The sequence below is a fragment of the Bradyrhizobium sp. SZCCHNR1043 genome, from assembly GCF_032489675.1.
Taxonomy (GTDB): Bacteria; Pseudomonadota; Alphaproteobacteria; order Rhizobiales; family Xanthobacteraceae; genus Bradyrhizobium.
In genome coordinates this window covers 78,254-99,355 of record NZ_JAUEYN010000016.1, presented here as the reverse complement: position 1 = coordinate 99,355, position 21,102 = coordinate 78,254, and the positions used below count along the sequence as shown (strand labels likewise).

General features: G+C 65.0%; 19 protein-coding genes. 4 read left to right on the top strand and 15 right to left on the bottom strand.

What is annotated here, in order from left to right; translation table 11 throughout:
- Position 1 precedes the first annotated feature (1 nt).
- Genes fdhF through QX039_RS26730 form a run of 3 tightly spaced genes read right to left on the bottom strand, consistent with a single transcriptional unit; the run spans position 2 to position 4,934 of the window.
- Entirely contained in the window at positions 2-2,881 is a 2,880-nt protein-coding gene (gene fdhF / locus QX039_RS26740; RefSeq protein WP_315739824.1) for a formate dehydrogenase subunit alpha, read from the bottom strand.
- Between the two features lie 23 nt (positions 2,882-2,904).
- Positions 2,905-4,461: an NADH-quinone oxidoreductase subunit NuoF gene (locus tag QX039_RS26735; protein WP_315739823.1), complete on the bottom strand. Its 1,557-nt coding sequence runs from the start codon at positions 4,459-4,461 to the stop codon at positions 2,905-2,907.
- Positions 4,458-4,934, bottom strand: a complete 477-nt coding sequence (locus QX039_RS26730; RefSeq protein WP_315739931.1) for a formate dehydrogenase subunit gamma — start codon at positions 4,932-4,934, stop codon at positions 4,458-4,460. Before QX039_RS26730 ends, QX039_RS26735 begins: the two co-directional genes overlap by 4 nt.
- 261 nt (positions 4,935-5,195) lie before the next feature.
- Between QX039_RS26730 and QX039_RS26725 the strand changes: the two genes are divergently transcribed.
- Positions 5,196-6,089 carry a LysR family transcriptional regulator gene (locus tag QX039_RS26725; RefSeq protein WP_315739822.1) on the top strand — a complete coding sequence of 298 codons (894 nt, stop codon included), beginning with the start codon at positions 5,196-5,198 and terminating at the stop codon, positions 6,087-6,089.
- Positions 6,090-6,289: 200 nt separating this feature from the next.
- On the opposite strand, the gene QX039_RS26720 is transcribed toward QX039_RS26725, so the two are convergent.
- Positions 6,290-6,631: an antibiotic biosynthesis monooxygenase gene (locus tag QX039_RS26720; RefSeq protein ID WP_315739930.1), complete on the bottom strand. Its 342-nt coding sequence runs from the start codon at positions 6,629-6,631 to the stop codon at positions 6,290-6,292.
- A 255-nt stretch (positions 6,632-6,886) separates the two neighbouring features.
- Positions 6,887-7,399 carry an isoprenylcysteine carboxyl methyltransferase family protein gene (locus QX039_RS26715; RefSeq protein WP_315739821.1) on the bottom strand — a complete coding sequence of 171 codons (513 nt, stop codon included), beginning with the start codon at positions 7,397-7,399 and terminating at the stop codon, positions 6,887-6,889.
- Between QX039_RS26715 and QX039_RS26710 the strand changes: the two genes are divergently transcribed.
- Complete coding sequence (locus QX039_RS26710; protein WP_315739820.1) at positions 7,383-7,529, top strand: hypothetical protein; 147 nt, start codon at positions 7,383-7,385, stop codon at positions 7,527-7,529. The two genes, QX039_RS26715 and QX039_RS26710, sit on opposite strands and share 17 nt — an antisense overlap.
- 242 nt (positions 7,530-7,771) lie before the next feature.
- On the opposite strand, the gene QX039_RS26705 is transcribed toward QX039_RS26710, so the two are convergent.
- Positions 7,772-10,096 carry a PAS domain-containing sensor histidine kinase gene (locus QX039_RS26705; RefSeq protein ID WP_315739819.1) on the bottom strand — a complete coding sequence of 775 codons (2,325 nt, stop codon included), beginning with the start codon at positions 10,094-10,096 and terminating at the stop codon, positions 7,772-7,774.
- Positions 10,097-10,303: 207 nt separating this feature from the next.
- On the bottom strand, positions 10,304-11,617 hold the full coding sequence (locus QX039_RS26700; RefSeq protein WP_315739818.1) for a cation diffusion facilitator family transporter: 1,314 nt from the start codon (positions 11,615-11,617) through the stop codon (positions 10,304-10,306).
- On the opposite strand from QX039_RS26700, the gene QX039_RS26695 reads away from it, so the two are divergent.
- The gene (locus tag QX039_RS26695) at positions 11,598-11,726 is read left to right on the top strand and encodes a hypothetical protein (protein WP_315739817.1); all 129 of its coding nucleotides are present in this window, start codon (positions 11,598-11,600) and stop codon (positions 11,724-11,726) included. The genes QX039_RS26700 and QX039_RS26695 overlap by 20 nt on opposite strands.
- Positions 11,727-11,800: 74 nt before the next feature.
- Here QX039_RS26695 and QX039_RS26690 read toward each other — a convergent pair whose 3' ends face one another.
- From QX039_RS26690 to QX039_RS26655, 8 genes are all read right to left on the bottom strand, one after another.
- Positions 11,801-12,769, bottom strand: a complete 969-nt coding sequence (locus QX039_RS26690) for a zinc-binding dehydrogenase (protein ID WP_315770443.1) — start codon at positions 12,767-12,769, stop codon at positions 11,801-11,803.
- 137 nt (positions 12,770-12,906) lie between these two features.
- On the bottom strand, positions 12,907-13,326 hold the full coding sequence (locus QX039_RS26685) for a CBS domain-containing protein (protein WP_172114347.1): 420 nt from the start codon (positions 13,324-13,326) through the stop codon (positions 12,907-12,909).
- A 221-nt stretch (positions 13,327-13,547) separates the two neighbouring features.
- Entirely contained in the window at positions 13,548-14,861 is a 1,314-nt protein-coding gene (oxlT, locus tag QX039_RS26680; RefSeq protein ID WP_315739815.1) for an oxalate/formate MFS antiporter, read from the bottom strand.
- Positions 14,862-15,103: 242 nt separating this feature from the next.
- Positions 15,104-16,390 carry an oxalate/formate MFS antiporter gene (oxlT, locus tag QX039_RS26675; protein ID WP_315739814.1) on the bottom strand — a complete coding sequence of 429 codons (1,287 nt, stop codon included), beginning with the start codon at positions 16,388-16,390 and terminating at the stop codon, positions 15,104-15,106.
- Between the two features lie 209 nt (positions 16,391-16,599).
- Positions 16,600-18,099, bottom strand: a complete 1,500-nt coding sequence (locus QX039_RS26670) for a tripartite tricarboxylate transporter permease (RefSeq protein ID WP_315739813.1) — start codon at positions 18,097-18,099, stop codon at positions 16,600-16,602.
- Positions 18,100-18,140: 41 nt separating this feature from the next.
- Positions 18,141-18,635 carry a tripartite tricarboxylate transporter TctB family protein gene (locus QX039_RS26665; RefSeq protein ID WP_315739812.1) on the bottom strand — a complete coding sequence of 165 codons (495 nt, stop codon included), beginning with the start codon at positions 18,633-18,635 and terminating at the stop codon, positions 18,141-18,143.
- 9 nt (positions 18,636-18,644) lie between these two features.
- Positions 18,645-19,631 carry a Bug family tripartite tricarboxylate transporter substrate binding protein gene (locus QX039_RS26660; RefSeq protein ID WP_409998124.1) on the bottom strand — a complete coding sequence of 329 codons (987 nt, stop codon included), beginning with the start codon at positions 19,629-19,631 and terminating at the stop codon, positions 18,645-18,647.
- Between the two features lie 402 nt (positions 19,632-20,033).
- On the bottom strand, positions 20,034-20,171 hold the full coding sequence (locus tag QX039_RS26655) for a hypothetical protein (RefSeq protein WP_315739810.1): 138 nt from the start codon (positions 20,169-20,171) through the stop codon (positions 20,034-20,036).
- A 450-nt stretch (positions 20,172-20,621) separates the two neighbouring features.
- On the opposite strand from QX039_RS26655, the gene QX039_RS26650 reads away from it, so the two are divergent.
- Entirely contained in the window at positions 20,622-21,098 is a 477-nt protein-coding gene (locus QX039_RS26650) for a peptidoglycan-binding domain-containing protein (RefSeq protein ID WP_315739809.1), read from the top strand.
- Positions 21,099-21,102 lie beyond the last annotated feature (4 nt).

Here is a 21,102-nt window from a genome sequence, read left to right as displayed (position 1 = left end):
GCTACTCCGCCGCCTCCACGATCGGGGCGATGCGACGCGAGTTGCGGGCCTGCTCGTCATAGGCCTTCTGCCAGTCCGACGGTCCGTTGGACTGCGACACCTGCACCGCCGTGACCTTGTACTCCGGACAGTTGGTCGCCCAGTCCGAATAGTCTGTCGTGATGACGTTGGCCTGGGTCAGCGGGTGGTGGAAGGTGGTGTAGACCACCCCCGGCGCCACGCGCTCGGAGATCAGCGCATGCAGCGTGGTCTCGCCGGCGCGGCTGGTCAGCCGCACCCAGTCGCCGTCGCGGATGCCGCGCTGCTCGGCGTCGTGCGGATGGATCTCCAGCACGTCCTCGCCATGCCACACCACGTTGTCGGTGCGCCTTGTCTGAGCGCCGACATTGTACTGCGACAGAATGCGGCCGGTGGTCAGCAGCAGCGGGAAGCGCGGGCCGGTGCGCTCGTCGGTCGCGACATACTCGGTGACCACGAACTTGCCCTTGCCGCGGACGAAGCCGTCGACATGCATGATCGGCGAGCCCTCGGGGAACTTCTCGTTGCAGGGCCACTGCACCGAGCCCATTTCCTCGAGCTTCTGGTAGGAAACGCCGGCAAAGGTCGGCGTCAGCGCCGCGATCTCGTCCATGATCTCGGACGGATGGTTGTACTTCATCTCGAAGCCCATCGCCTTGGCGAGACCGATCGTGACCTCCCAATCGGCGAGGCCGTTGCGCGGGCTCATCACCTTGCGCACGCGCTGGATGCGGCGCTCGGCGTTGGTGAAGGTGCCGTCCTTCTCCAGGAAGGTCGAGCCGGGCAGGAACACGTGGGCGTAGTTGGCGGTCTCGTTCAGGAACAGGTCCTGGACGATGACGCATTCCATCGACGACAGCGCCTGCACCACATGCGTGGTGTTGGGATCCGACTGCAGGATGTCCTCGCCCTGCACGTAGAGGCCCATGAAGGTGCCTTCGATCGCGGAGTCGAACATGTTGGGGATGCGCAGGCCCGGCTCAGGGTTGAGCTTGACGTTCCACATCGCCTCGAACTGGTCGCGCACGGCGTCGCCCGAGATGTGCCGGTAGCCCGGCAGCTCGTGCGGGAACGAGCCCATGTCGCACGAGCCCTGCACGTTGTTCTGGCCACGCAGCGGGTTCACACCGACGCCGCGGCGGCCGATATTGCCGGTCGCCATCGCGAGGTTGGCGATCGCGATCACCGTGGTCGAGCCCTGGCTGTGCTCGGTCACGCCGAGGCCGTAATAGATCGCGCCGTTGCCGCCCTTGGCGTAGAGCCGGGCCGCGCCGCGGATCGCTTCCGGGTCCACGCCGGAAATGCTGGCGATCGCCTCGGGGCTGTTCTTCTCGAGCGCGACGAACTCGGCCCAGTCCTGGAACTCGCTCCAGTCGCAGCGCTCGCGCACGAAGGTCTCGTTGACGAGGCCTTCGGTGACGATGACATGCGCCAGCGCGGTCAGGATGGCGACGTTGGTGCCGGGCAGCAGTGGCAGATGATAGTCCGCCTTGATGTGCGCTGACTTCACGAGGTCGATCTTGCGCGGATCGACGACGATCAGCTTGGCGCCCTCGCGCAGCCGCTTCTTCATGCGCGAGCCGAACACCGGATGCGCGTCGGTCGGGTTGGCGCCGATCACCATGATGACGTCGCTGTCCTCGACCGAGTCGAAGTCCTGGGTGCCGGCGGAGGTGCCGAAGGTGGTGGCAAGGCCGTAGCCGGTCGGCGAGTGGCAGACGCGGGCGCAGGTGTCGACATTGTTGTTGCCGAAGCCGGCGCGGATCAGCTTTTGCACCAGATAGGTCTCTTCGTTGGTGCAGCGGGACGAGGTGATGCCGCCGATCGAGTCGCGGCCATGCTTTGCCTGGATGCCTCGCAGTTTGTCGGCTGCGAACTTGAAGGCCTCGTCGTAGGAGACCTCGCGCCAGGGCTGGTCGATGGTCTCGCGGATCATCGGCTTGAGGATGCGCTCCTTGTGGGTCGCGTAGCCATAGGCGAAGCGGCCCTTGACGCAGGAATGGCCGCGATTGGCCTTGCCGTCCTTGTAGGGCATCATGCGCACGACTTCTTCGCCGCGCATCTCGGCCTTGAAGGTGCAGCCGACGCCGCAATAGGCGCAGGTGGTGACGGCGGAATGCTCGGGCTGGCCGATCTCGATCACGCTCTTCTCGGTCAGGGTCGCGGTCGGGCAGGCCTGCACGCAGGCGCCGCAGGACACGCATTCCGAGCCGAGGAAGCTCTCGCTCATGCCCGGCGACACCCGGCTGTCGAAGCCGCGGCCGGAGATGGTCAGCGCGAACGTGCCTTGCACCTCCTCGCAGGCGCGGACGCAGCGCGAGCAGACGATGCACTTGGAGGGATCGTAGGTGAAATAGGGGTTCGATTCGTCCTTCGGCAGCCAGGCAGGATTGGCCTCGCCGCAGGCGTCGGCGAACACGTGGTTCTCACCCTGGTTGCCGTAGCGGACGTCGCGCAGGCCGACCGCGCCGGCCATGTCCTGCAGCTCGCAATCGCCATTCGCGGCGCAGGTCAGACAGTCGAGCGGATGGTCGGAGATGTAGAGCTCCATCACGCCCTTGCGCAGCTTCTTCAGCCGCTCGGTCTGGGTGTGGACGACGAGGCCCGCGGCCACCGGCGTGGTGCAGGAGGCCGGCGTGCCGGCACGGCCCTCGACCTCGACGAGGCAGAGGCGGCAGGAGCCGAACGCATCGACCATGTCGGTCGCGCACAGCTTCGGGATCTGCGTGCCGGCCTCCATGGCCGCGCGCATGATCGAGGTGCCTTCGGGAACGGTGATGCTCTGACCGTCGATGGTGAGCGTGACCATCGTCTCGGACTTGGAGCGGGGCGTGCCGTAATCGGTTTCGTGGATGAGCGACATGGTCGGTGTCCTTTCCCGATAGCCTATTCCGCGGCCTGCAGGCGCGGCTGCTGGGGTCCGAAATCTTCGCGGAAGTGCCTGAGCGCTGATAGCACAGGGTAGGGCGTGAAGCCGCCAAGTGCGCACAGCGAGCCGAGCTTCATAGTGCCGCAGAGGTCCTCGACCAGAGCGATATTCTCGGCGACGCGCTCGCCGCGGCGGATCTTGTCGATGGTCTCGGCGCCGCGGGTCGAGCCGATGCGGCACGGCGTGCACTTGCCGCAGGATTCGATGGCGCAGAACTCCATCGCGAAGCGTGCCTGCTTCGACATGTCGACGGTGTCGTCGAACACGACGATGCCGCCATGGCCGATCAGGCCGTCCTTGGCCGCGAACGCCTCGTAGTCGAACGGCGTGTCGAACAGCGCACGCGGGAAGTAGGCGCCGAGCGGCCCGCCGACCTGCACCGCGCGGACAGGGCGGCCAGTGAGGGTGCCGCCGCCGACGTCGTCGACGAGTTCGCCCAGCGTGATGCCGAACGCGGTCTCGAACAGCCCGCCGAACTTGACGTTGCCGGCGATCTGGATCGGCATCGTGCCGCGCGAGCGCCCCATGCCGAAATCGGCATAGGCCTTGGCGCCTTCATTGAGGATGAAGGGGATCGCGGCGAACGATAGCAGGTTGTTGACCACGGTCGGCTTGCCGAACAGCCCATGATGGGCGGGCAGCGGCGGCTTGGCGCGAACCAGTCCGCGCTTGCCTTCGAGGCTTTCCATCAGCGCGGTCTCTTCGCCGCAAACATAGGCGCCGGCGCCGGTGCGCACCTCGAGATCAAAGGTGTGGTTGGAGCCGGCGATCTTGTCGCCGAGCAGGCCGGCCTTCCGGGCGATGTCGATCGCCTTGGTCATGGTGGCGATCGCGTGCGGATATTCGGAGCGCGTGTAGATGTAGCCCTTGGTGGCGCCCACCGCGATGCCGCAGATGGTCATGCCTTCGATCAGCACGAAGGGATCGCCTTCCATCAGCATACGGTCGGCGAAGGTGCCGCTGTCGCCCTCGTCGGCATTGCAGATGACGTATTTGCGGTCGGCCGCCGTCTGCGCCACCGTCTTCCACTTGATGCCGGTCGGGAAGCCGGCGCCGCCGCGGCCGCGCAGGCCCGACGTCGTGACCTCGGCAATGACCGCATCCGGCGACAGCGTCAGCGCGCGCGTCAGGCCCTTGTAGCCGCCATGGGCGCGATAGTCCTCGAGTGACAGCGGATCGACGATGCCGCAGCGGGCGAAGGTGAGGCGGGTCTGCCGCTTCAGCCACGGGATCTCCTCGGTCAGGCCGAGCGAGAGCTTGTGCGACTTGTCGGCGATGATGGCGTCGAGCAGCGACGGCACGTCGTCGGCTGTCACCGGACCGAAGCCGAAGCGGCCCTGCGCCGTCTCCAGTTCGACCAGCGGCTCCAGCCAGTACAACCCACGCGAGCCGTTGCGGACGATTTCGATGTCGACATTGCGCTCCAGCGCCGCCTTGTGCAGCGCCTGCGCGACCTCATCGGCGCCGACAGCGAGCGCGCCGGCATCACACGGGACAAAAAGACGCACGCTCATCGCTGGGCCTCCGAGACGAGAGCATCGATCCGGGCTTCGTCGAGCCGGCCGACCAGGCGTCCATCGAGCATGGCCGACGGCGCGGTTGCGCACAGGCCGAGACAGTAGATCGGCTCGAGCGTGACGCGCTCGTCAGCCGTGGTGTTGCCGAGGGCGACGCCGAGCTTGGCCTCGGCGCGCGCCGCGAGCGCATCACCGCCGGCGGCCTGGCAGGCTTCGGCGCGGCACAGCTTCAGCACGTGACGACCGGCCTTCTTGGCGCGGAAATCATGGTAGAACGTGAACACGCCGTAAACCTCGGCGCGCGACAGGTTCAGGGCGGACGCGATCATCGGAATGGCATCCTCCGGCACGTAGCCGAACGTCTCCTGCAACGCATGGAGGATGGGCAAGGTTGCGCCCTCCATGCTGCTATGTTCGGCGATGATCTCGGCGCCGCGCGCCGCGTCCCAACTTTCGTACACCGGCGTCATCCTGGTCCCGATTCTGCGTTGCAAGCGTTTCGCACATCCAAATTGGAATTGCTCGAGATATCAATAAAGCAGTCCCGTGCTGCGATAGCGAAACGCAATCGAGAGATAGCTAGAAGTTGACGAAAAACAGGCGTTCGCGCGACAGGGCTGCGGCGTGTTTTACCATGTCGGCGCCCCCCTCGTCGTGATAGGGTTTCACCATGGCTGGCAACGCCGAAAACGTGCGGAACCGGGCCGTTCAACCGCTGGAAGGCCGACCTCTTGATCGACAAGCTCGAACTGCTGCTGGCGTTGGCCAAGGAGCGTCATTTTGGCCGGGCGGCGGAGGCGTGCGGTGTCACCCAGCCGACCATGTCGACCAGCATCAAGCAGCTGGAGGAGATCCTCGGCGTCATGCTGGTGCAGCGGGGATCGCGGTTCCAGGGGTTCACGCCCGAAGGCGAGCGAACGCTGGATTGGGCGCGCCGGATCGTCGGCGACTTCCGGGCGATGCGCCAGGAGATCAACGGCCTCAAGGACAAGCTGTCGGGCGAGATCCGCATCGCGGCGGTGCCGACCGTGCTCGGCATGGTGGCCTCGCTGACGACGCCGTTCCGCGCCAAGCATCCGGAGGTCCGGTTCCGCATCATGTCGTGCACGTCGGCCGACGTGCTCGGCCTCTTGGAGAATCTCGAGGTCGATGCCGGCCTGACCTACATCGAGAACGAGCCGATCGGCCGTGTCCGCACCATCCCGCTCTACAACGAAAGCTACCGCCTGCTGACCGCGCCCGACGCGATGTTCGGCGATCGCGAGCAGGTGACTTGGCAGGAGGTCGGGCAGGTGCCGCTGTGCCTGCTGACGCCGGACATGCAGAACCGCCGCATCATCGACCGCGCGCTGCGCGCCGCCGGTAACGACGTCACGCCAACGCTCACCTCGAACTCGCTGCTCGTGCTCTACACCCATGTGAAGACCGGCCGCTGGGCCAGTGTCATGCCGGCCAAGCTTGCCGAGACGCTCGGCCTCGCCGACAAGGTGCGCTCGATCCCGATCATCGATCCCGTGATCAACTACCAGATCGGCCTCGTCATCCCGCAGCGTGACCCGATGACGCCGCTGATCGCAGCCCTGGTGCAGGTCGCGCGCGAGGTCGCACCGAGCCTGCAGGCGTGAGGCGCATGTCCGGCAGCTGAGTTGCCGCTGACGCCGTGTCTCACCACCGGCGGTGAACAATGGCCTGGATTGCGCTCGCCATGATGGCGCAAATTGTCTCCTCTCGTCATTGCGAGCGCAACGAGGCAATCAGGTTGCTGCCGTGGCGACGGTCGGCGTCGTCACCGACCTCGCTGGCGTCATCGGCAGACTTCGGGCTCTCATGCGGTTGGGGAACCCTGACCTTGCGCGCGGCGCGTGGTCTTCAGCTCATAATGCGCGGCATGGCTGTCATAGCGGCTGAGCAGCTTCCGCGCCGCGGGCGGCACCACCGCCGTGTCATGCGCTGGACCCGCAAAGCGAACCACCGCCGCCTGATCGACGAAGGTCATGATCGTCACGAATTCGACCTCGGCCTCCAGCGGTCTGCGCAGCAGCTCGATGCCTAGAAATCCTTCGATTGCCTGATCCACAATGGCCGGAAAGATTGTCGACCTCAGCAGCTCCTCATAGGCATCGGCATCCGTTGCCCTGGTCCAGCCGCGCCATATACGCTTCAGCATCTGATCGTCCTCCGTCGTGACGATGTTCACCCGAGAACTCGCACAGGCCGGTGGCAGTGCACTTGGTCAAAATTGCGCTTTCTGCGACCGATGTGTCAGACAGCCACCATCGTTCCGGGGCAAGACCTATAGGCCTTGAACCCGGAATCCGCCGTCCCGAACCATATGGAGATTCCAGCTTCCATCGTCAGCGAGGCCGCTTCGCGCCCTCCCGTTGACGCCCCCCGAATTGAGGGTGATCGTGGCGTGGCAGGACTAATAGCCCGCAAACCTCTCCCGCATCACTTTCTCCTCCTGCCGGATGCGCAAGACGAGCGGCACGGCATAGATGGTCATGCCGACCACGAGCGTGACATAGGCGTGCAGCGTCAGGGCGTAGCCGATCAGCTCGGGCAGGATGTTGAGGAAGTAGTTGGGATGGCGGACCATCCGGAACAGCGGATGCGTCACCAGCGCATGGTCCCGCGCGATCATCAGCTTGACGGTCCAAAACCGGCCGAGCAGCCGTGACACCACGAACAGCATCACCGCACCGAACAGATAGATCACGAACCCCGTGATGCTGACGGCGTCGACCGGGGCGTCGCGGACAAGGCCCTCGGTCGTCGCGGCGAGGTAGAAGGCGACATGGGCGATCGCAAGCCAGCGCGAAACCGATGCTCCGTATTCGGTCGCGCCGTTGGCGCGCAGCCGCTTCTCGTTGCGGATCGAGACGGCGAGCATGGCAAAACGATAGGCAAAGGCGGCGACAATGAAGGCGATGATCACGCTCGGCACTCCAGATTTCGGAGCGATTGCCTTAGTTGCCGATGCGCAGGTGCGTCAATACCACATTCTGCTAATGTTGCTTACTAAGTGCGAGGCCGATGTCAGCGCACGCGGCGAAAAGGGCAGCTGATTGCAGACCTTGGGCGTCATGTACCGCGAGAGGTTGCTGGGACGACAGCGGTCTGTGTCGATGCAGCCGTGCACGACGACGTTTTTGTAGCTGGCGTAGGGTGGGCAAAGAGCCGCCCGCAGGGCGGCGCGTGCCCACCGTCTGCGTCGCGAACATCGGTGGGCACGGCGCGCGAGAGAGCACAGCTCAACGCGCGTCTCGCGGGCGCGCCTTTGCCCGCCCTACGGCACCACGCACGCAACTCATGCCGCGACGGAGATGCTCGCTGTTGCCTTATGGGCGTCGCGGGGCAGGGTGACGCGGACCACGGTGCCGAACTCCAGCCGCGAGCGCAGCCGCATCGAGCCGCCGTGCAGCTGGGCCAGCGAGCGGGCGATCGCGAGCCCCAGGCCGGAGCCGTGATAGGTCTTGGTCATCTGGCTCTCGACCTGCTCGAACGGTCGGCCGAGCCGCGCCAGCGACTGGGCGGGGATGCCGATGCCGGTGTCGGCGATGATGAGCACGACCTTGTCCTCGAACACGCGGCTGCGCATCGTGACCCGGCCGCCTTCGGGAGTGAACTTCACCGCGTTGGACAGCAGGTTGACCATGATCTGCTTGGTGGCGCGGCGGTCGGCGACGACGGGGATGCTGCCTCCGATGTCGGCGTCGAGCACCAGGCTCTTGTCCTGGGCGCGGCCGGAGACGACGCGCAGGGATTCGGCCAGCGTCTTGGCGAGGTCCAGCGGCTCCATGTCGAGCTTCATGCGGCCGGCCTCGATCTTCGACATGTCGAGGATGTCGTTGATTACTTCGAGCAGATACTGACCAGAGGTCAGGATGTCGTGGCAGTACTCCTGATACTTCTCTGAGCCGAGCGAGCCGAACATGCCGCTGCCCATGATCTCGGAGAAGCCGATGATGGCGTTGAGCGGCGTGCGCAGCTCGTGGCTCATGTTGGCGAGGAATTTCGACTTGGTCTGGTTGGCTTCCTCGGCGCGGGTCTTTTCCTGCGAGTACTTCTCGGCGAGGTCGGCGAGCTCGATCGCCTGGCGCTCCAGCGCGCTCTGCGAGCGCTGCAGGTCGATCACGGTGGCGCGCAGGCGCAGGTCGTTGTCGACGAGCTTCTGCTCGTGCTCCTTGATGCGGGTGATGTCGGTGCCGACCGAGACGTAGCCGCCGTCCTTGGTGCGGCGCTCGGAGATGTGCAGCCAGCTGCCGTCGTCGAGCTGGGCCTCGAAGGTGCGCCCGCCCGGCGCCTGCTGGCTGTGGTCGTGCAGCCGGGTGCGGATCTCCGGCATCTTGCCGACCTCGATGACGGTCTCGTAGGAGGTGCCGGGGATCACGGCGGAGTCCGGCAGCTTGTGCAGCTTCTGGAAATGCGAGTTGCACAGCACGAGCCGGTTGTTGGCGTCCCACAGCACGAAGGCTTCCGAGATCGTCTCGATCGCGTCCCGCAGGCGGAGGTCTGCCTCGACGGTCTTCTCGACCAGGCTCTTCTGCTCGGTGACGTCGACCGCGATGCCGATCAGGTGCAGGCCGGAGTCGGAGGTGCCCTGGCTGAGCTCGCAACGGACCCGGAGCCAGATCCAGTGGCCCTCGGTGTGGCGCATCCGGAAGCTCTGGTCGATCTGGTGGATGCCGCCGGCGACGAGCTGGTCGGCGATCGCGAACAGGTCGATGTCGTCCGAGTTCACCAGCGCGTTGACCTCGCCGAAGGTGAGGAGGTCGGTGCGGTTTTCGAGGCCGAGCATCGCGAACATCGAGTTCGACCAGAAGATGCGCCCGCGCGACAGGTCCCAGTCCCACAGCCCGCAGCGGCCGCGGTTGAGCGCGGTGTCGATGCGGCCACGCACCGCGTCGTTGATCAGGTCGCCCTCGCGGGCGCGCGTCGACTGCCAGTGGAAGGCGAAGCCCAGGATCAGCACGACGAAGCCCGTCGTCGCCGACAAGGTCACGGAGAGCGCGGCGTCCGAGCCCCAGATCGGCTCGAGCTTCTCCTGGATCACGACGACGCGGCCGGGCAGCGCCTTGATCAACTGTGACACCGCGAAGGCCGGACGGCCGTTCGGCAAGGTGATCTCGGTGACCGCGCCCTGCAGGCCGGGCGTGGCCAAGAGCTGCGCGGTCGAGATCAGATCGAGGATGCGGTCGTTCTCGCCGAGCGCTGCGTCGACCGGAACCCGGGCCAGGATGCGGTGGTCGGCGCCGGTGACGATCACGTGGCGTCCGGCCGCCGCTCCCCAGGCGGGGATCAGGTCGGGCAGCAGGCTCTGCAGATGCTCGATGTGGGCGATGCGGTCCGGGCGCATCGCCAGATGACCGATGCGGTCGGCGAGCAGGTCGGAGATCGCGGCCAGGTCGCGCTTGGTCGCGCCGCGCTTCTGACGGCTCTGGTCGAGCACCTGGACGAAGGCGCCGAGACAGATGGTGACGAGAAAGGCGATGATCAAAGTAGGGACAGCACGACGCAATACCGGCTCAGCAGTCAGTAGCCTTTGATAGGCCGGTTTCGCGATCGATTGCGCCAACCCTTTGATGGAATCAGAAGATTGGACGCACGCGTTCGCGGCATGCGCACGCGCCATGCTGAAGACCCCCGAAACTTCTTGGATACCCGAATTTCGAAAGAGCCCCAGCCGCTTCCGAATCAAGTTGATTTGAATCCAGATTTGTCGGGCTGTCGAGAGTCAACGATTTGGCAAAAGCTAATAAATCTTATCCAATGCGGAATTGCCATGGCGAAAGGCCGGCAGAGTGAGTCCGAAGCGGGAACGCAGCATGACTTTCATGCTTCAGCCGTGCGGCGGCTCGGCGTGACTGATGACGCGCTTGACGCTCGGGAAGGCGCGACGCACCCCGCGCTCGATGTGGTCGACATTGTCGTGCACCTTCAGCACGCTCATCGACGGCGCGGCGCGGCAGTGGAAGTTGACGATCTCGCCGGCCTCGGTGTTGCGGACGCGGACATTGTGTACGTCGTACATGTCGGTCTCGGCGGCGAGGCGCTGCAGGGCCTCGGCGATCTCGGCGATCCGCTGCGCTGGCGCATCGACGCCGAATGGCAGCTCGGGCTCGAGCGGCTCGATATGGGTGTCGACCTCGACGTCGGCGCCGAATTCGGCGCGGATGCTGCGTTCCAGCTCGTGCGCGATGGCATGCGCTCCGAACAGGCTCATGTCGCCGTCGACCTCGAGGTCGATCGCGACGATCAGGCGGCCACCGACGTCATGGACGGTGACGTGATGGATCGCGAGGCCGGAATTGCGCGCGATCACCATGATGCGCTCGCGGACGCTCTCGTTGCTGAGCGCGACCGGCACCGTCGTGAAGGTGACGTCGGCGCCGGACAGGCTGGCATCGACCGCGGCCTGCGCATCGCGCTTGATCTCGTGCACGCGGTCGATCGGGTAGGTGCGCGGCACCTGCACCGTGGCGTCGACGAAATGCGTCGCGCCGACGAGCCGGACCCGTAGCCGCTCGACATCGACGACGCCATTGATCGAACGGATCGCGGCGCGCGCCTTCTCGGCCGCACCCTCTGGCGCGCGGTCGAGCAGTGTTTCTACGGTGGAGCGCGCCAGCCGCAGGCCGAGCACGGAGATCATCAGGGCGACCGCGACCGCGGCGGCGGAATCCCCCCACCAGAACCCGAGCGCGGTGAGGACGAGGCCGGCGATGACGGCGATCGAGCCGAGCACGTCGGAGGCGAAATGCAGCGCGTCGGCGGCGAGCGCCTGGCTGTGGGTCTCGTGCGCGGCGCGGTGCAGCGCGCGGGCGCGCCAGAAGTTGACGGCGATGTCGACCAGCAGCACCACGAACGGAATCGCCGACAGCGACGGCGGCGCCGCCGCCTCGCGCAGCCGGCTGACGGATTCCACCAGCACGCCGCCGGCCAGCACGTAGAGCAGGGCGATGACGCCGAGCGCCGATAGGCTCTCCAGCTTGCCGTGGCCGTAATGATGCTCGTCGTCGGCCGGCCGGTCCGATACCCGAACCACCATCCAGGTGATCACGGTGGCGACGACGTCGACGGCGCTGTGCAGTGCCTCGGAGACGAGCGCGAGACTGCCGATCAGGATGCCGACGATGAACTTCGCCGCGGCCATGCTGGCGCTCGCCGCGATCGAGATCGCGGCGACACGGGTTTTCCCGGAATCGATATGGGAGGCGGCGTCTCTCATGGCGGCGGATGTAGCAGCCGAGGCCGCACCATGAAAGCCAGGATCGCGCGGTCCATGGGCGTGGACCGTGCGCTGTTTCGAGTGCTTCTAAATCTCAGAAGCTTGCGTTCACAAGGTCACCACGATCTTGCCGAGATGCTTGTTCGCCTCCATGTGCGCGAACGCCGCGCCAATGTCGTCGAAGGCGAAGACGCGGTCGATCGGCAGCCGCAGCGTGCGCTGCTCGACCGCACTCCAGATGTCCTTTTTCACCTCGTCGAAGATCGTACGGATCTCCTCGATCGAACGGGTGCGGAAGGTGACGCCGACATAGGTGATGCGGCGCGCCGCGTGCAGGTCGAAGTTGAAGTCGGCATGGGTGCCGCCGAGCCGGCCGACATTGACGATGCGGCCGAGGACCTTGGTCGCGGCGAGGTTCTGATTGGCGACCTTGCCCGACACCTGGTCGATGATCAGATCGACGCCCTCGCCGTTGGTCGCCTGCAGCACCTGATCGACCCAGGCGGGATCGCTGGAGTCGATGGCGAGATCGGCGCCGAACTCGTTGAGCCGTTGGCGGCGCATCGCATCGGTCGAGGAGCCCACCACCAGGGAGGCGCCCTTGAGCTTTGCGATCTGCATCGCCATCAGGCCGACGCCGGAGCTCGCGCCCTGCACCAGCACGCGCTGGCCCGGCTGCAAAGCGCCGTTGGTGATGACGGCGTTGTGCATCGTGGTCAGCGCGATCGGGAGCGTGGCAGCCTCGTCGAAGTTCATGTTCGACGGCGCGTGGAACAGGCGGCCATGGTCGGCAAGGGTGTATTCGGCGAACGCCGCGCTGCCCGAGCCCATGACCTTGTCGCCGATCTTGACGCCCCTGGCGTCGGGACCGAGCTCGGCGACCTCGCCGGCCCATTCCATGCCGAGCACCGTGCCGACGCCGCCGGCGACGCCATGCACATGCCCCTTTGTCATGCCGAGGTCGGCGCGATTGAGGCCGCAGGCGCGCACGCGCACCAGGACCTGCGTGCCCTTCGGTGCGGGCTTGGCGATATCGGTGATCGCGGCGCCCTGGGCGCCATACACATAGGCTTTCATCGCGAGGATCCTGTCGGGTCGGCATGAGCGGCGACCTTACTGTGCCGCTCCTCTCTGCGCACCGCCTAACAGGCGGCGCGCTGCTCCGACAAGACTCTCTCAGTCATGAACCGGTTCCGCTGACCGGGCTGGACGCGTCAGGCGGCGACCGGAGCTTCCGCTTCGTCGAAGGCGCTGGAGACGTCGCGCATGCTGATGACGCCGGCGAGCGCGAAGTCGACGATGACGGGGAGGTGGCGGATGTGATGCACGTTCATCAGGTGCCGCACGTGCTCGAGCGTATCCTCGGTGCTGCAGGAGATCAGCCGCTGCGGCGAGATCAACTGCGAGACCTTCAGGTTGACGCCGGCGGCGCCATGCTCGGCGATGGCGCGTACGACATCGCGTTCGGTGAACATGCCGGCCGCGGTGTTGCCTTCGGTGCGGACGACGTCCTTGACGACGAGGGCGCTGACATTGCTGGCGCGCATCAGCTGCGCCGCGACGCCGACGGTCTCGTTCATTCGCACCGTGATCACGCGCGCCGTCTTGTTGCGCAGGATGTCTCCGACTTTCATGGCACCCTCCCGTTTGTTGATAGTGAACGGAGGGAAGTCTGGTATACGTTATGCCAGAAGTCAATCGGGTTTGACGGCTTTTCGTGCGCTCGGCCACCGAAAAAACACGTCAGCGACACTGCCGGAGCTGCCGGATATGACGCGCCAGCGTCCTGCCCCGGCGCAAAAAAAGGAGGCGCACCGTGGTGCGCCTCCTGAAGTCGCGGGAAGAAACAGTGGCGTCACGCCATCCGGGCGTCCTGCGTCACCGGCTCGGTAACCGGCTCCTTGCCGAGGATGAAGGCGCGGCGCAGCGGCTTGATCACGAACAGCGCCATCAATGCGGCCGTCGCGTTCAGCCCGACGCCGATCACGAACACGGCCTGCCAGCCATATTTTGCGGAGACGAGGCTCGCGAGCGGGACCAGCAGCGAGGCGGTGCCCTTCGCGGTGTAGAGCATGCCGTTGTTGGTCGCGGCGTATTTGCTGCCGAACGTATCGCCCGAGGTCGCCGGAAACAGGCTGTAGATTTCGCCGAACACGCCGAAATAGACGGCGGTCGCGAGCACGAACACGATCGGGTTGTGCCCGTAGCTCGACAACGTCAGCAGCATCAAAGCGGCCGTGCCGAAGGCAATGAACATGGTGTGCTCGCGACCGATCGTGTCGGAGATCCAGCCGAACACAGGGCGGCCGAAGCCGTCGAAGATTCGATCGAGCGAGATCGCAAACGTCAGCGCCGCCATCTGGAAGCCGGCGAGCGTCACCGGCTCGTTGGCGATCTTGAAGTCGTGGGCGATCGGGGCGATCTGGGCGGCGGTCATCAGGCCGCCCGAGGCCACCATGACGAACACCAGATACATGATCCAGAAGATCGGCGTGCGCAGCACCTGCGGCGGCGTGTAGTCGATCTTGCTCTGCGGCAGATTGAGCTGCTTCTTGCGGGTCGGCGCCGCAACCGTCGGCGGCCGCAGGAAGATCGCGAGCACGAACACGACCAGCCCCTGGCCGATGCCGAAGGTGAAGAAGGCGCTCTGATAGCCGCTCGAGGCGATCATGCTGGCGATCGGCACCACGGTCAGCGCGGCACCGGCGCCGAAGCCCGCGGCGGTGGCACCCGCGGCGAGGCCGCGGCGGTCGGGAAACCATTTCAGCGCATTGCCGACGCAGGTGCCGTACACTGCGCCCGCGCCGATGCCGCCGATGACGGCGCCGGCGTAGAGCAGGGTGAGCGAGTCGGCGTAGGAGTTCAGCATCCAGGCTAGCGAGATCATGACGCCGCCGAACATGATGACGACGCGCGGACCGTATTTGTCGACGAACCAGGCCTCGACCGGCACGAGCCAGGTTTCGGTGACGACGAAGATCGTGAAGGCCAGCTGGATCGCCGTGCGACCCCAGTGAAACTTCGCGTCGATCGGATCGACGAACAGCGTCCAGCCATATTGCAGGTTGGCGATCATCGCCATGCAGACGATGCCCATTGCGAGCTGGATCCAGCGGAAGCCGCTGGACTGTGCCTGGACAGGCGGTGTTGCCTCTGTGCTGGAAACCATGTGTCCTCCCAAACGCGCTCTCTTGGAGGATGCCGCTGCAAGCGCGCTCCTCATCTGCGCACGGAACCATTCTGGTATAATATATTCCAGTCTGCAATATGGCCTGCGACACAGGGTGCGACATGTTGCTTTGCAGCGAGACCGAAATCGTCCGCCAAGCAAAAGAAAACGCTCGGCAAAATGCCGAGCGTCGTCAATCTGGACGCGTTTTTTATTTTTTTGTTGCAGCGCGAAGGGATGCGTCAGAGCGTCGATTTCTGCACCACGACCCTCCGCCAGGGCTTGAGCACCGCGATCGCGAGGATCGATGCCAGGATGTTGGCGCCGGCCGCGATGATGAAGACGCGATCCCAGTTGCCGCTCGATTGCTGCATGTAGTTCGCGATCGGCACCAGCAGCGCGGCCGTGCCCTTGGCGGTGTAGAGCAGGCCGGCATTGGTGGTGGCGAACTTGGTGCCGAACGTGTCGGTGCAGGTCGAGGGGAAGAGCGAGTAGATCTCACCCCAGGCGAAGAACACGAAGCCGGAGAGGATCACGAACCACACCGGATCATGGCCCAGCATGTACAGCGCCCAGATGCCGATGCCTTCCATGCCGAACGCGATGAACATCGTGTTCTCGCGGCCGATGTTGTCGGAGATCCAGCCGAAGAACGGACGCGTCAGGCCGTTCAGCACGCGGTCGATGGTGGCTGCGAAAGTCACCGCCGTCATGGTCATGCCGATCAGCGTCACCGGAATGTTGTCGACCTTCCAGTCGCCGGCGATCGGCTTGAGGTTGGCCGTCACCATCAGGCCGCCGGCGCCGACGATCACGAACATGAAGTACATCAGCCAGAAGATCGGCTGACGGATCACTTCGGTCGGGTTGTAGTTGCGACGGCTCTGCACCAGGTTCGTGTTCTGAGCAACGGCCGGCACCTGGCCTTCCTTGGGCGCGAACAGGAAGAAGGCGAGGATGACGATGATGATGCCCTGGCCGAGACCGAAATACAGGAAGGTGGTCTGAAAGCCGGAGTCGCGGATCATGGCCTGGATCGGCGCGACTGTCAGCGCCGAGCCGGCGCCGAAGCCGGCTGCCGTGATGCCTGCCGCGAGGCCGCGCTTATCGGGAAACCACTTCAGCGCGTTGCCGACGCAGGTGCCGTAGACGCCGCCGGCGCCGATGCCCGCGATGATCATGCCGAGATAGTAGCCGTTGAGCGAGGTGGCGTAGGCGTTGATCATCCAGCCGATCGCGCAGAGCACGCCGCCGACGAGCACGACGATGCGCGGGCCGTATTTGTCGACGAACCAGCCCTCGACCGGCACGAGCCAGGTTTCGAACAGCACGAACAGGGTGAAGGCCCACTGGATCGAGGCGCGATCCCAGCCGAACGTCTTGGCGATATCCGGGACGAAGAAGGTCCAGCCATATTGATAGTTGGCGATCATCACCATCGCCAGGACGCCAACCGCGAGCTGCGTCCAGCGATAGGCGTCGCTTACTCTTGCAGATGCGGGCGCCCCCGCGTGAGCCAAGTCCGTCATGTTTCCTCCAGGGCTGTCTATTTTTGTCCTAACAGCTATGCGGAGTTTGGTATATGATATGCCAATAGACAAGCGGATTCATCGACCCCGTGCTCGCTGGTAGCCCAGCGATCGACGAAAAAACCCTGTAGAAGCAAGGCAAATCGCTGCAGCGACAATACGACGCAGCAGAGGATATTTGTAGCTCAACTATCGGAGTAGGGGCGAGTTTATGCGGCGACGGCCCGCAACCGGTTGTAGCCCTGCTGGATCGCCGACCAGAACAGCGCGATCAACCCGAGCGCCATGATGGTGCCGACCAGTCCGTTGGAGAAGAATATCGCGAGCGATCCCTGGGATCCCAGCAGCGACTGCCGGAAGGCCTCCTCGGCCTTGTCGCCGAGCACGATGGCGAGCACCAGCGGCGCGAGCGGATAGCCGCACTTCTTGAACAGATAGCCGAGCACGCCGAACACCAGCATCAGCACGACGTCGAACGTGCTGCTGTGCACCGAATAGGCGCCGATCGCACAGAGCACCAGGATGAGCGGGGCGATGATGCTGAAGGGAATGCGCAGGATCGCCGCGAAGACCGGCACGCAGGTCAGCACGACGAGCAGGCCGGCGAGGTTGCCGAGATACATTGAGGCGATCAGGCCCCAGACGAATTCCTTCTGCTCGACGAACAGCATCGGGCCGGGCTGGAGGCCCCAGATCAAGAGGCCGCCGAGCAGCACCGCCGCCGTGGGGGAGCCGGGCACGCCGAGTGACAGCATCGGCAGCAGCGCCGCCGTGCCCGCCGCATGGGCCGCCGTCTCCGGCGCGACGACGCCCTCGATCTCGCCACGGCCGAAATTCTTGCCGCGCTTGGAGAGGCGCTTGGCGATGCCGTAGCTCATGAACGACGCCGGTGTCGCGCCGGCGGGGGTGATGCCCATCCAGCAGCCGATCACGCAGGAGCGCAGCGACGTCAGCCAATACGCCGGCATCTCCTTCCAGGTGTGCAGCACCACCCGCAGATTGATCTTGGCATTGCCGCCGCGGAAGCTCAGGCCTTCCTCCATCGTCAGCAGGATCTCGCCGATGCCGAACAGGCCGATCACGGCGATCAGGAAGTCGAAACCGTTGAGCAGCTCGGTGATGCCGAAGGTGAGCCGGAGCTGGCCGGTGATGGAATCCAGGCCGACGGCCGCGAGCGCGAAGCCGATCATCATCGCCGCGATCGTCTTGAACGGCGGCTCCTTGCTCAGGCCGACGAAGCTGCAGAAGGCGAGGAAGTAGACGGCGAATTTCTCGGCCGGGCCGAACTGAAGCGCGAAGCCGGCCACCAGCGGCGCGATCAGCGTGATCATGATGACCGCGAACAGCGCGCCGACGAAGGACGAGGTGAACGCTGCCGTGAGCGCCTCGCCGGCCTTGCCCTGCTGCGCCATCGGGTAGCCGTCGAACGTGGTCGCGACCGACCATGGTTCGCCGGGTATGTTGAACAGGATCGAGGTGATGGCGCCGCCGAACAAGGCACCCCAATAAATGCAGGACAGCATGATGATGGCCGAGGTCGGCGGCATGCTGAAGGTCAGCGGCAGCAGGATCGCGACGCCGTTGGCGCCGCCCAATCCCGGCAGCACGCCGATGATCACCCCGAGCACGATCCCGAGGATCATCACCATGATGTTGAAGGGCTGGAGCGCGACTGCGAAGCCGTGAAACAGATTGGCGAGTTCTTCCATGCCAGCTTGGTCCTGCAACCCTCAGCGGATGAGTTTTCGTGTCAGAGTCCGAGCCAATCCTCGACCGGCCCCTTGGGCAGTGGGACCATGAACCAGCGCTCGAAGATCAGATAGGTCACCACCGGCATTCCGATCGCGACCGCCGCCACCGTGAGCCAGCCATATTTGCCAAGCCAACGCATGAACCAGGCGATGAAGATCATGGAGGCGACGTACAGACCGGTGAAGGGCAGGGCGCCGACATAGATCGCCGTCGGCACCACCACGCTCATGACCTGGCGGAGCTGACGCCATTCGGCGAAGACGCTGCCGTCAGCCTCGCGCAGCGTGTTGCGGACATTCATCGCGCTCGCCGCGATGATGAACAGGCCGACGTAGAACGGGAAGAATCCCGCGCGCGGCCCCTCGGCGCCCCAATTGATCCCCGCCTTCACGCTGCCGAGGATCACGATGATCCCGAACAGCGCGATCGCGAGCGTGACGCCGAGTTCGACCGCCTTGTGGCTGGGCCCGGCGGATCCTCCCTGGCTTCTCATGCGAGCCGCTCAGTTCGAGGCGAGGAAGCCGGCTTCCTTCATCAGGAGCTCGTGACGCTTCTCTTCGGTCTCAACCCACTTCGCGTAGTCCGCACCGGTCATGAAGGTGGTGTTGAAGGCGCCGGTCTTCATGAAGTCCTGCCATTCCGGGGTTTCCCGCACCTTCTTGAACAGGTCGACATAGTATTCGATCTGGTCCTTGGTGGCCCGCGGCGACATGAAGATGCCGCGCAGCATCAGGTATTCGATGTCGAGGCCCTGCGACTTGCAGGTCGGAATGTCCTTCCAGGCCTTGCCGTCGGTGATCTGCTCGCCGTAGCCCATCGGCTTGTCGTCGAACACGCAGAGCGGCCTGACCTTGCCGCCGCGCCACTGCGCCACCGCTTCGATGGGATTGTTGACGGTGGAGTCGATGTGGTTGCCGACCAGTTGCACGGCCACTTCGCCACCGCCCTTGTAGGGGATGTAGGTGAACTTGGCGCCGGTCGCCTTCTCCATGGCCACCGTGATGATCTGGTCTTCCTGCTTCGAGCCGGTGCCGCCCATCTTGAGGATGCCCGCGCCTTGCTTGACCGCGTCGATGTAGTCCTTGGCGGTTGTGTAGGGCTTGTCGGCGTTGACCCAGAGCACGAATTCGTCGAGCGCCAGCATGGCGACCGGTGTGAGGTCCTTCCAGCTGAACGGGATGCCGGTCGCGAGCGGCGTCGTGAACAGGTTCGACAGGGTGATGATGATCTTGTGGGGGTTGCCGGCTGACGCCTTGACGTCGAGGAAGCCTTCGCCACCGGCACCGCCGGACTTGTTGATGACGACCAGCGGCTGCTTCATCAGATTGTGCTTGGTGACGATGCCCTGAATCGTCCGAGCCATCTGGTCGGCACCGCCGCCGGTTCCGGCCGGAACGATGAACTCGACGGGCCGGACGGGCTCCCATCCCGCCAGAGCCGGGATATGCCCCACCATCAGGGCGACGCCGGCCACAACGGCCACGCGCATGGAACGCTTCATCGACGCTTTCTCCCCTTCATTCCCGGACCGCACGGCTTCTTCCGGCCGCTATGCCCAATCGAACCACTGACCCGTCGAGTCCGGCCGGTGTCATCCTCCACCGTGACGCGCTTCAGGTCGCCGTCGGCCTTGGACTCTCTCGCAATGCCCATGCAGCCAAAAGTTGTAGTAGCGGCCTGGGTCATGCAGCAAGACGTGCATCCGCAGCAAATCGACCGATTTGATTTTGGTATGAAGAGGTGACCGACCGCAATTGAGGAGATCGGTTGGGATGCTCACGGGGCCAATTTGTCGCAGGCCGCGGGGGGGTGTCGCAAAAGCAAAAGCCCCGGAGGTCCGGGGCTCTTGATTGGGCTTCGATGCTGCTTGCGCGCGCGAAGCGCGCCGGCCTCAGAGGCCGAAATACGGCAGGTCGCCGTTGCGGTTGGCGGCGCGGGCGCTGGTCATGAGAACACGATCGAGGGTCGCCAGCAGGCGGCCGAACAGGGACACGGGCTGAACGAGGGGGAGGGCGGCGGTCTTGGCCATGGTTTGTCTCCATCAGTTGGGCGGTACGACGTTCTGACTGAGGAGAATTTACGTATACCAGATGCCAGATACAACGGATCATATTGCATAGCGGTATGAGGATTTTGCGCTGCAGCAGGAATGCAACAATTTGGATTCCTTATTGAAGGCGGCATTTTCATATGGAAAGAGCCGCCCAACCTGGGCACCGGATCGGCTCGATCCTGCTTGGCGGACCGAGCCGGCAAAGTCGGGGTATCTCGGCGACTGCTGAGAGCTGCCATCCCGTGCGTCTATCCCCCCGCGTGCAACGCGACGGAACAATCGGCCCGAGGTGAGGGAACTGTGCTGCCCGGGCCGCAGTTACTCTGCAATGAAGCGGAGTGGCGCCGCCGGATGTTGATCGTTCAGTCCGTCGCGCTGTATTCCTCGAAACGTATCATCAGCAGACCTGAGGGCGAAGGAAAGGCCATGCGCGCCTTGATCCTGGCACTGTCCATCCTGGCGATCGCCGGAAGCGCGCAGGTCGCTCACGCTGGTCTGAGCAGCACACCTCGTGAAGCGTCGGCACCCGCCGATACCGTGATCGCTGCCCAGGACGCCAATCAGCAGGCCGAGAATCAGATCGGCCTCACCAAGGCGAAGCGTCGCGCCGTGCAACGAGGGCTGACCCGGCTCGGGTTCGGCACCAAGATCAACGGGACGTTCGACGATTCGACCCGCGCCGCCCTTGCCCATTGGCAGGAGGAGCGCGGCTACCCCGCGACCGGCTTCCTCAATGCTGCCCAGCACAAGGCGCTGATGGACGCGGCCACCGAGGCTGCCAAATCCGACCGCCAGGCCCGTCGCAGCACGGGACGCGCGCGACGTCAGCGGAATGTGGGAGGTCCCATCGGCGCGATCGGCGGCGCGATGCATCGGGTGGTGGGCGGAATATTCGGCAGGTAACCAG

Excerpts from the sequence above, each read along its gene's own strand:
- fdhF (WP_315739824.1), bottom strand. The coding sequence starts at position 2,881 with ATGTCGCTCATCCACGAAACCGATTACGGCACGCCCCGCTCCAAGTCC.
- QX039_RS26735 (WP_315739823.1), bottom strand. The coding sequence starts at position 4,461 with ATGAGCGTGCGTCTTTTTGTCCCGTGTGATGCCGGCGCGCTCGCTGTC.
- QX039_RS26730 (WP_315739931.1), bottom strand. The coding sequence starts at position 4,934 with ATGACGCCGGTGTACGAAAGTTGGGACGCGGCGCGCGGCGCCGAGATC.
- QX039_RS26720 (WP_315739930.1), bottom strand. The coding sequence starts at position 6,631 with ATGCTGAAGCGTATATGGCGCGGCTGGACCAGGGCAACGGATGCCGAT.
- QX039_RS26710 (WP_315739820.1), top strand. The coding sequence starts at position 7,383 with ATGAAGGCGATGATCACGCTCGGCACTCCAGATTTCGGAGCGATTGCC.
- QX039_RS26705 (WP_315739819.1), bottom strand. The coding sequence starts at position 10,096 with ATGGCGCGTGCGCATGCCGCGAACGCGTGCGTCCAATCTTCTGATTCC.
- QX039_RS26695 (WP_315739817.1), top strand. The coding sequence starts at position 11,598 with ATGAACTTCGCCGCGGCCATGCTGGCGCTCGCCGCGATCGAGATCGCG.
- QX039_RS26700 (WP_315739818.1), bottom strand. The coding sequence starts at position 11,617 with ATGGCCGCGGCGAAGTTCATCGTCGGCATCCTGATCGGCAGTCTCGCG.
- QX039_RS26690 (WP_315770443.1), bottom strand. The coding sequence starts at position 12,769 with ATGAAAGCCTATGTGTATGGCGCCCAGGGCGCCGCGATCACCGATATC.
- QX039_RS26685 (WP_172114347.1), bottom strand. The coding sequence starts at position 13,326 with ATGAAAGTCGGAGACATCCTGCGCAACAAGACGGCGCGCGTGATCACG.
- oxlT (WP_315739815.1), bottom strand. The coding sequence starts at position 14,861 with ATGGTTTCCAGCACAGAGGCAACACCGCCTGTCCAGGCACAGTCCAGC.
- oxlT (WP_315739814.1), bottom strand. The coding sequence starts at position 16,390 with ATGACGGACTTGGCTCACGCGGGGGCGCCCGCATCTGCAAGAGTAAGC.
- QX039_RS26670 (WP_315739813.1), bottom strand. The coding sequence starts at position 18,099 with ATGGAAGAACTCGCCAATCTGTTTCACGGCTTCGCAGTCGCGCTCCAG.
- QX039_RS26665 (WP_315739812.1), bottom strand. The coding sequence starts at position 18,635 with ATGAGAAGCCAGGGAGGATCCGCCGGGCCCAGCCACAAGGCGGTCGAA.
- QX039_RS26660 (WP_409998124.1), bottom strand. The coding sequence starts at position 19,631 with ATGCGCGTGGCCGTTGTGGCCGGCGTCGCCCTGATGGTGGGGCATATC.
- QX039_RS26655 (WP_315739810.1), bottom strand. The coding sequence starts at position 20,171 with ATGGCCAAGACCGCCGCCCTCCCCCTCGTTCAGCCCGTGTCCCTGTTC.
- QX039_RS26650 (WP_315739809.1), top strand. The coding sequence starts at position 20,622 with ATGCGCGCCTTGATCCTGGCACTGTCCATCCTGGCGATCGCCGGAAGC.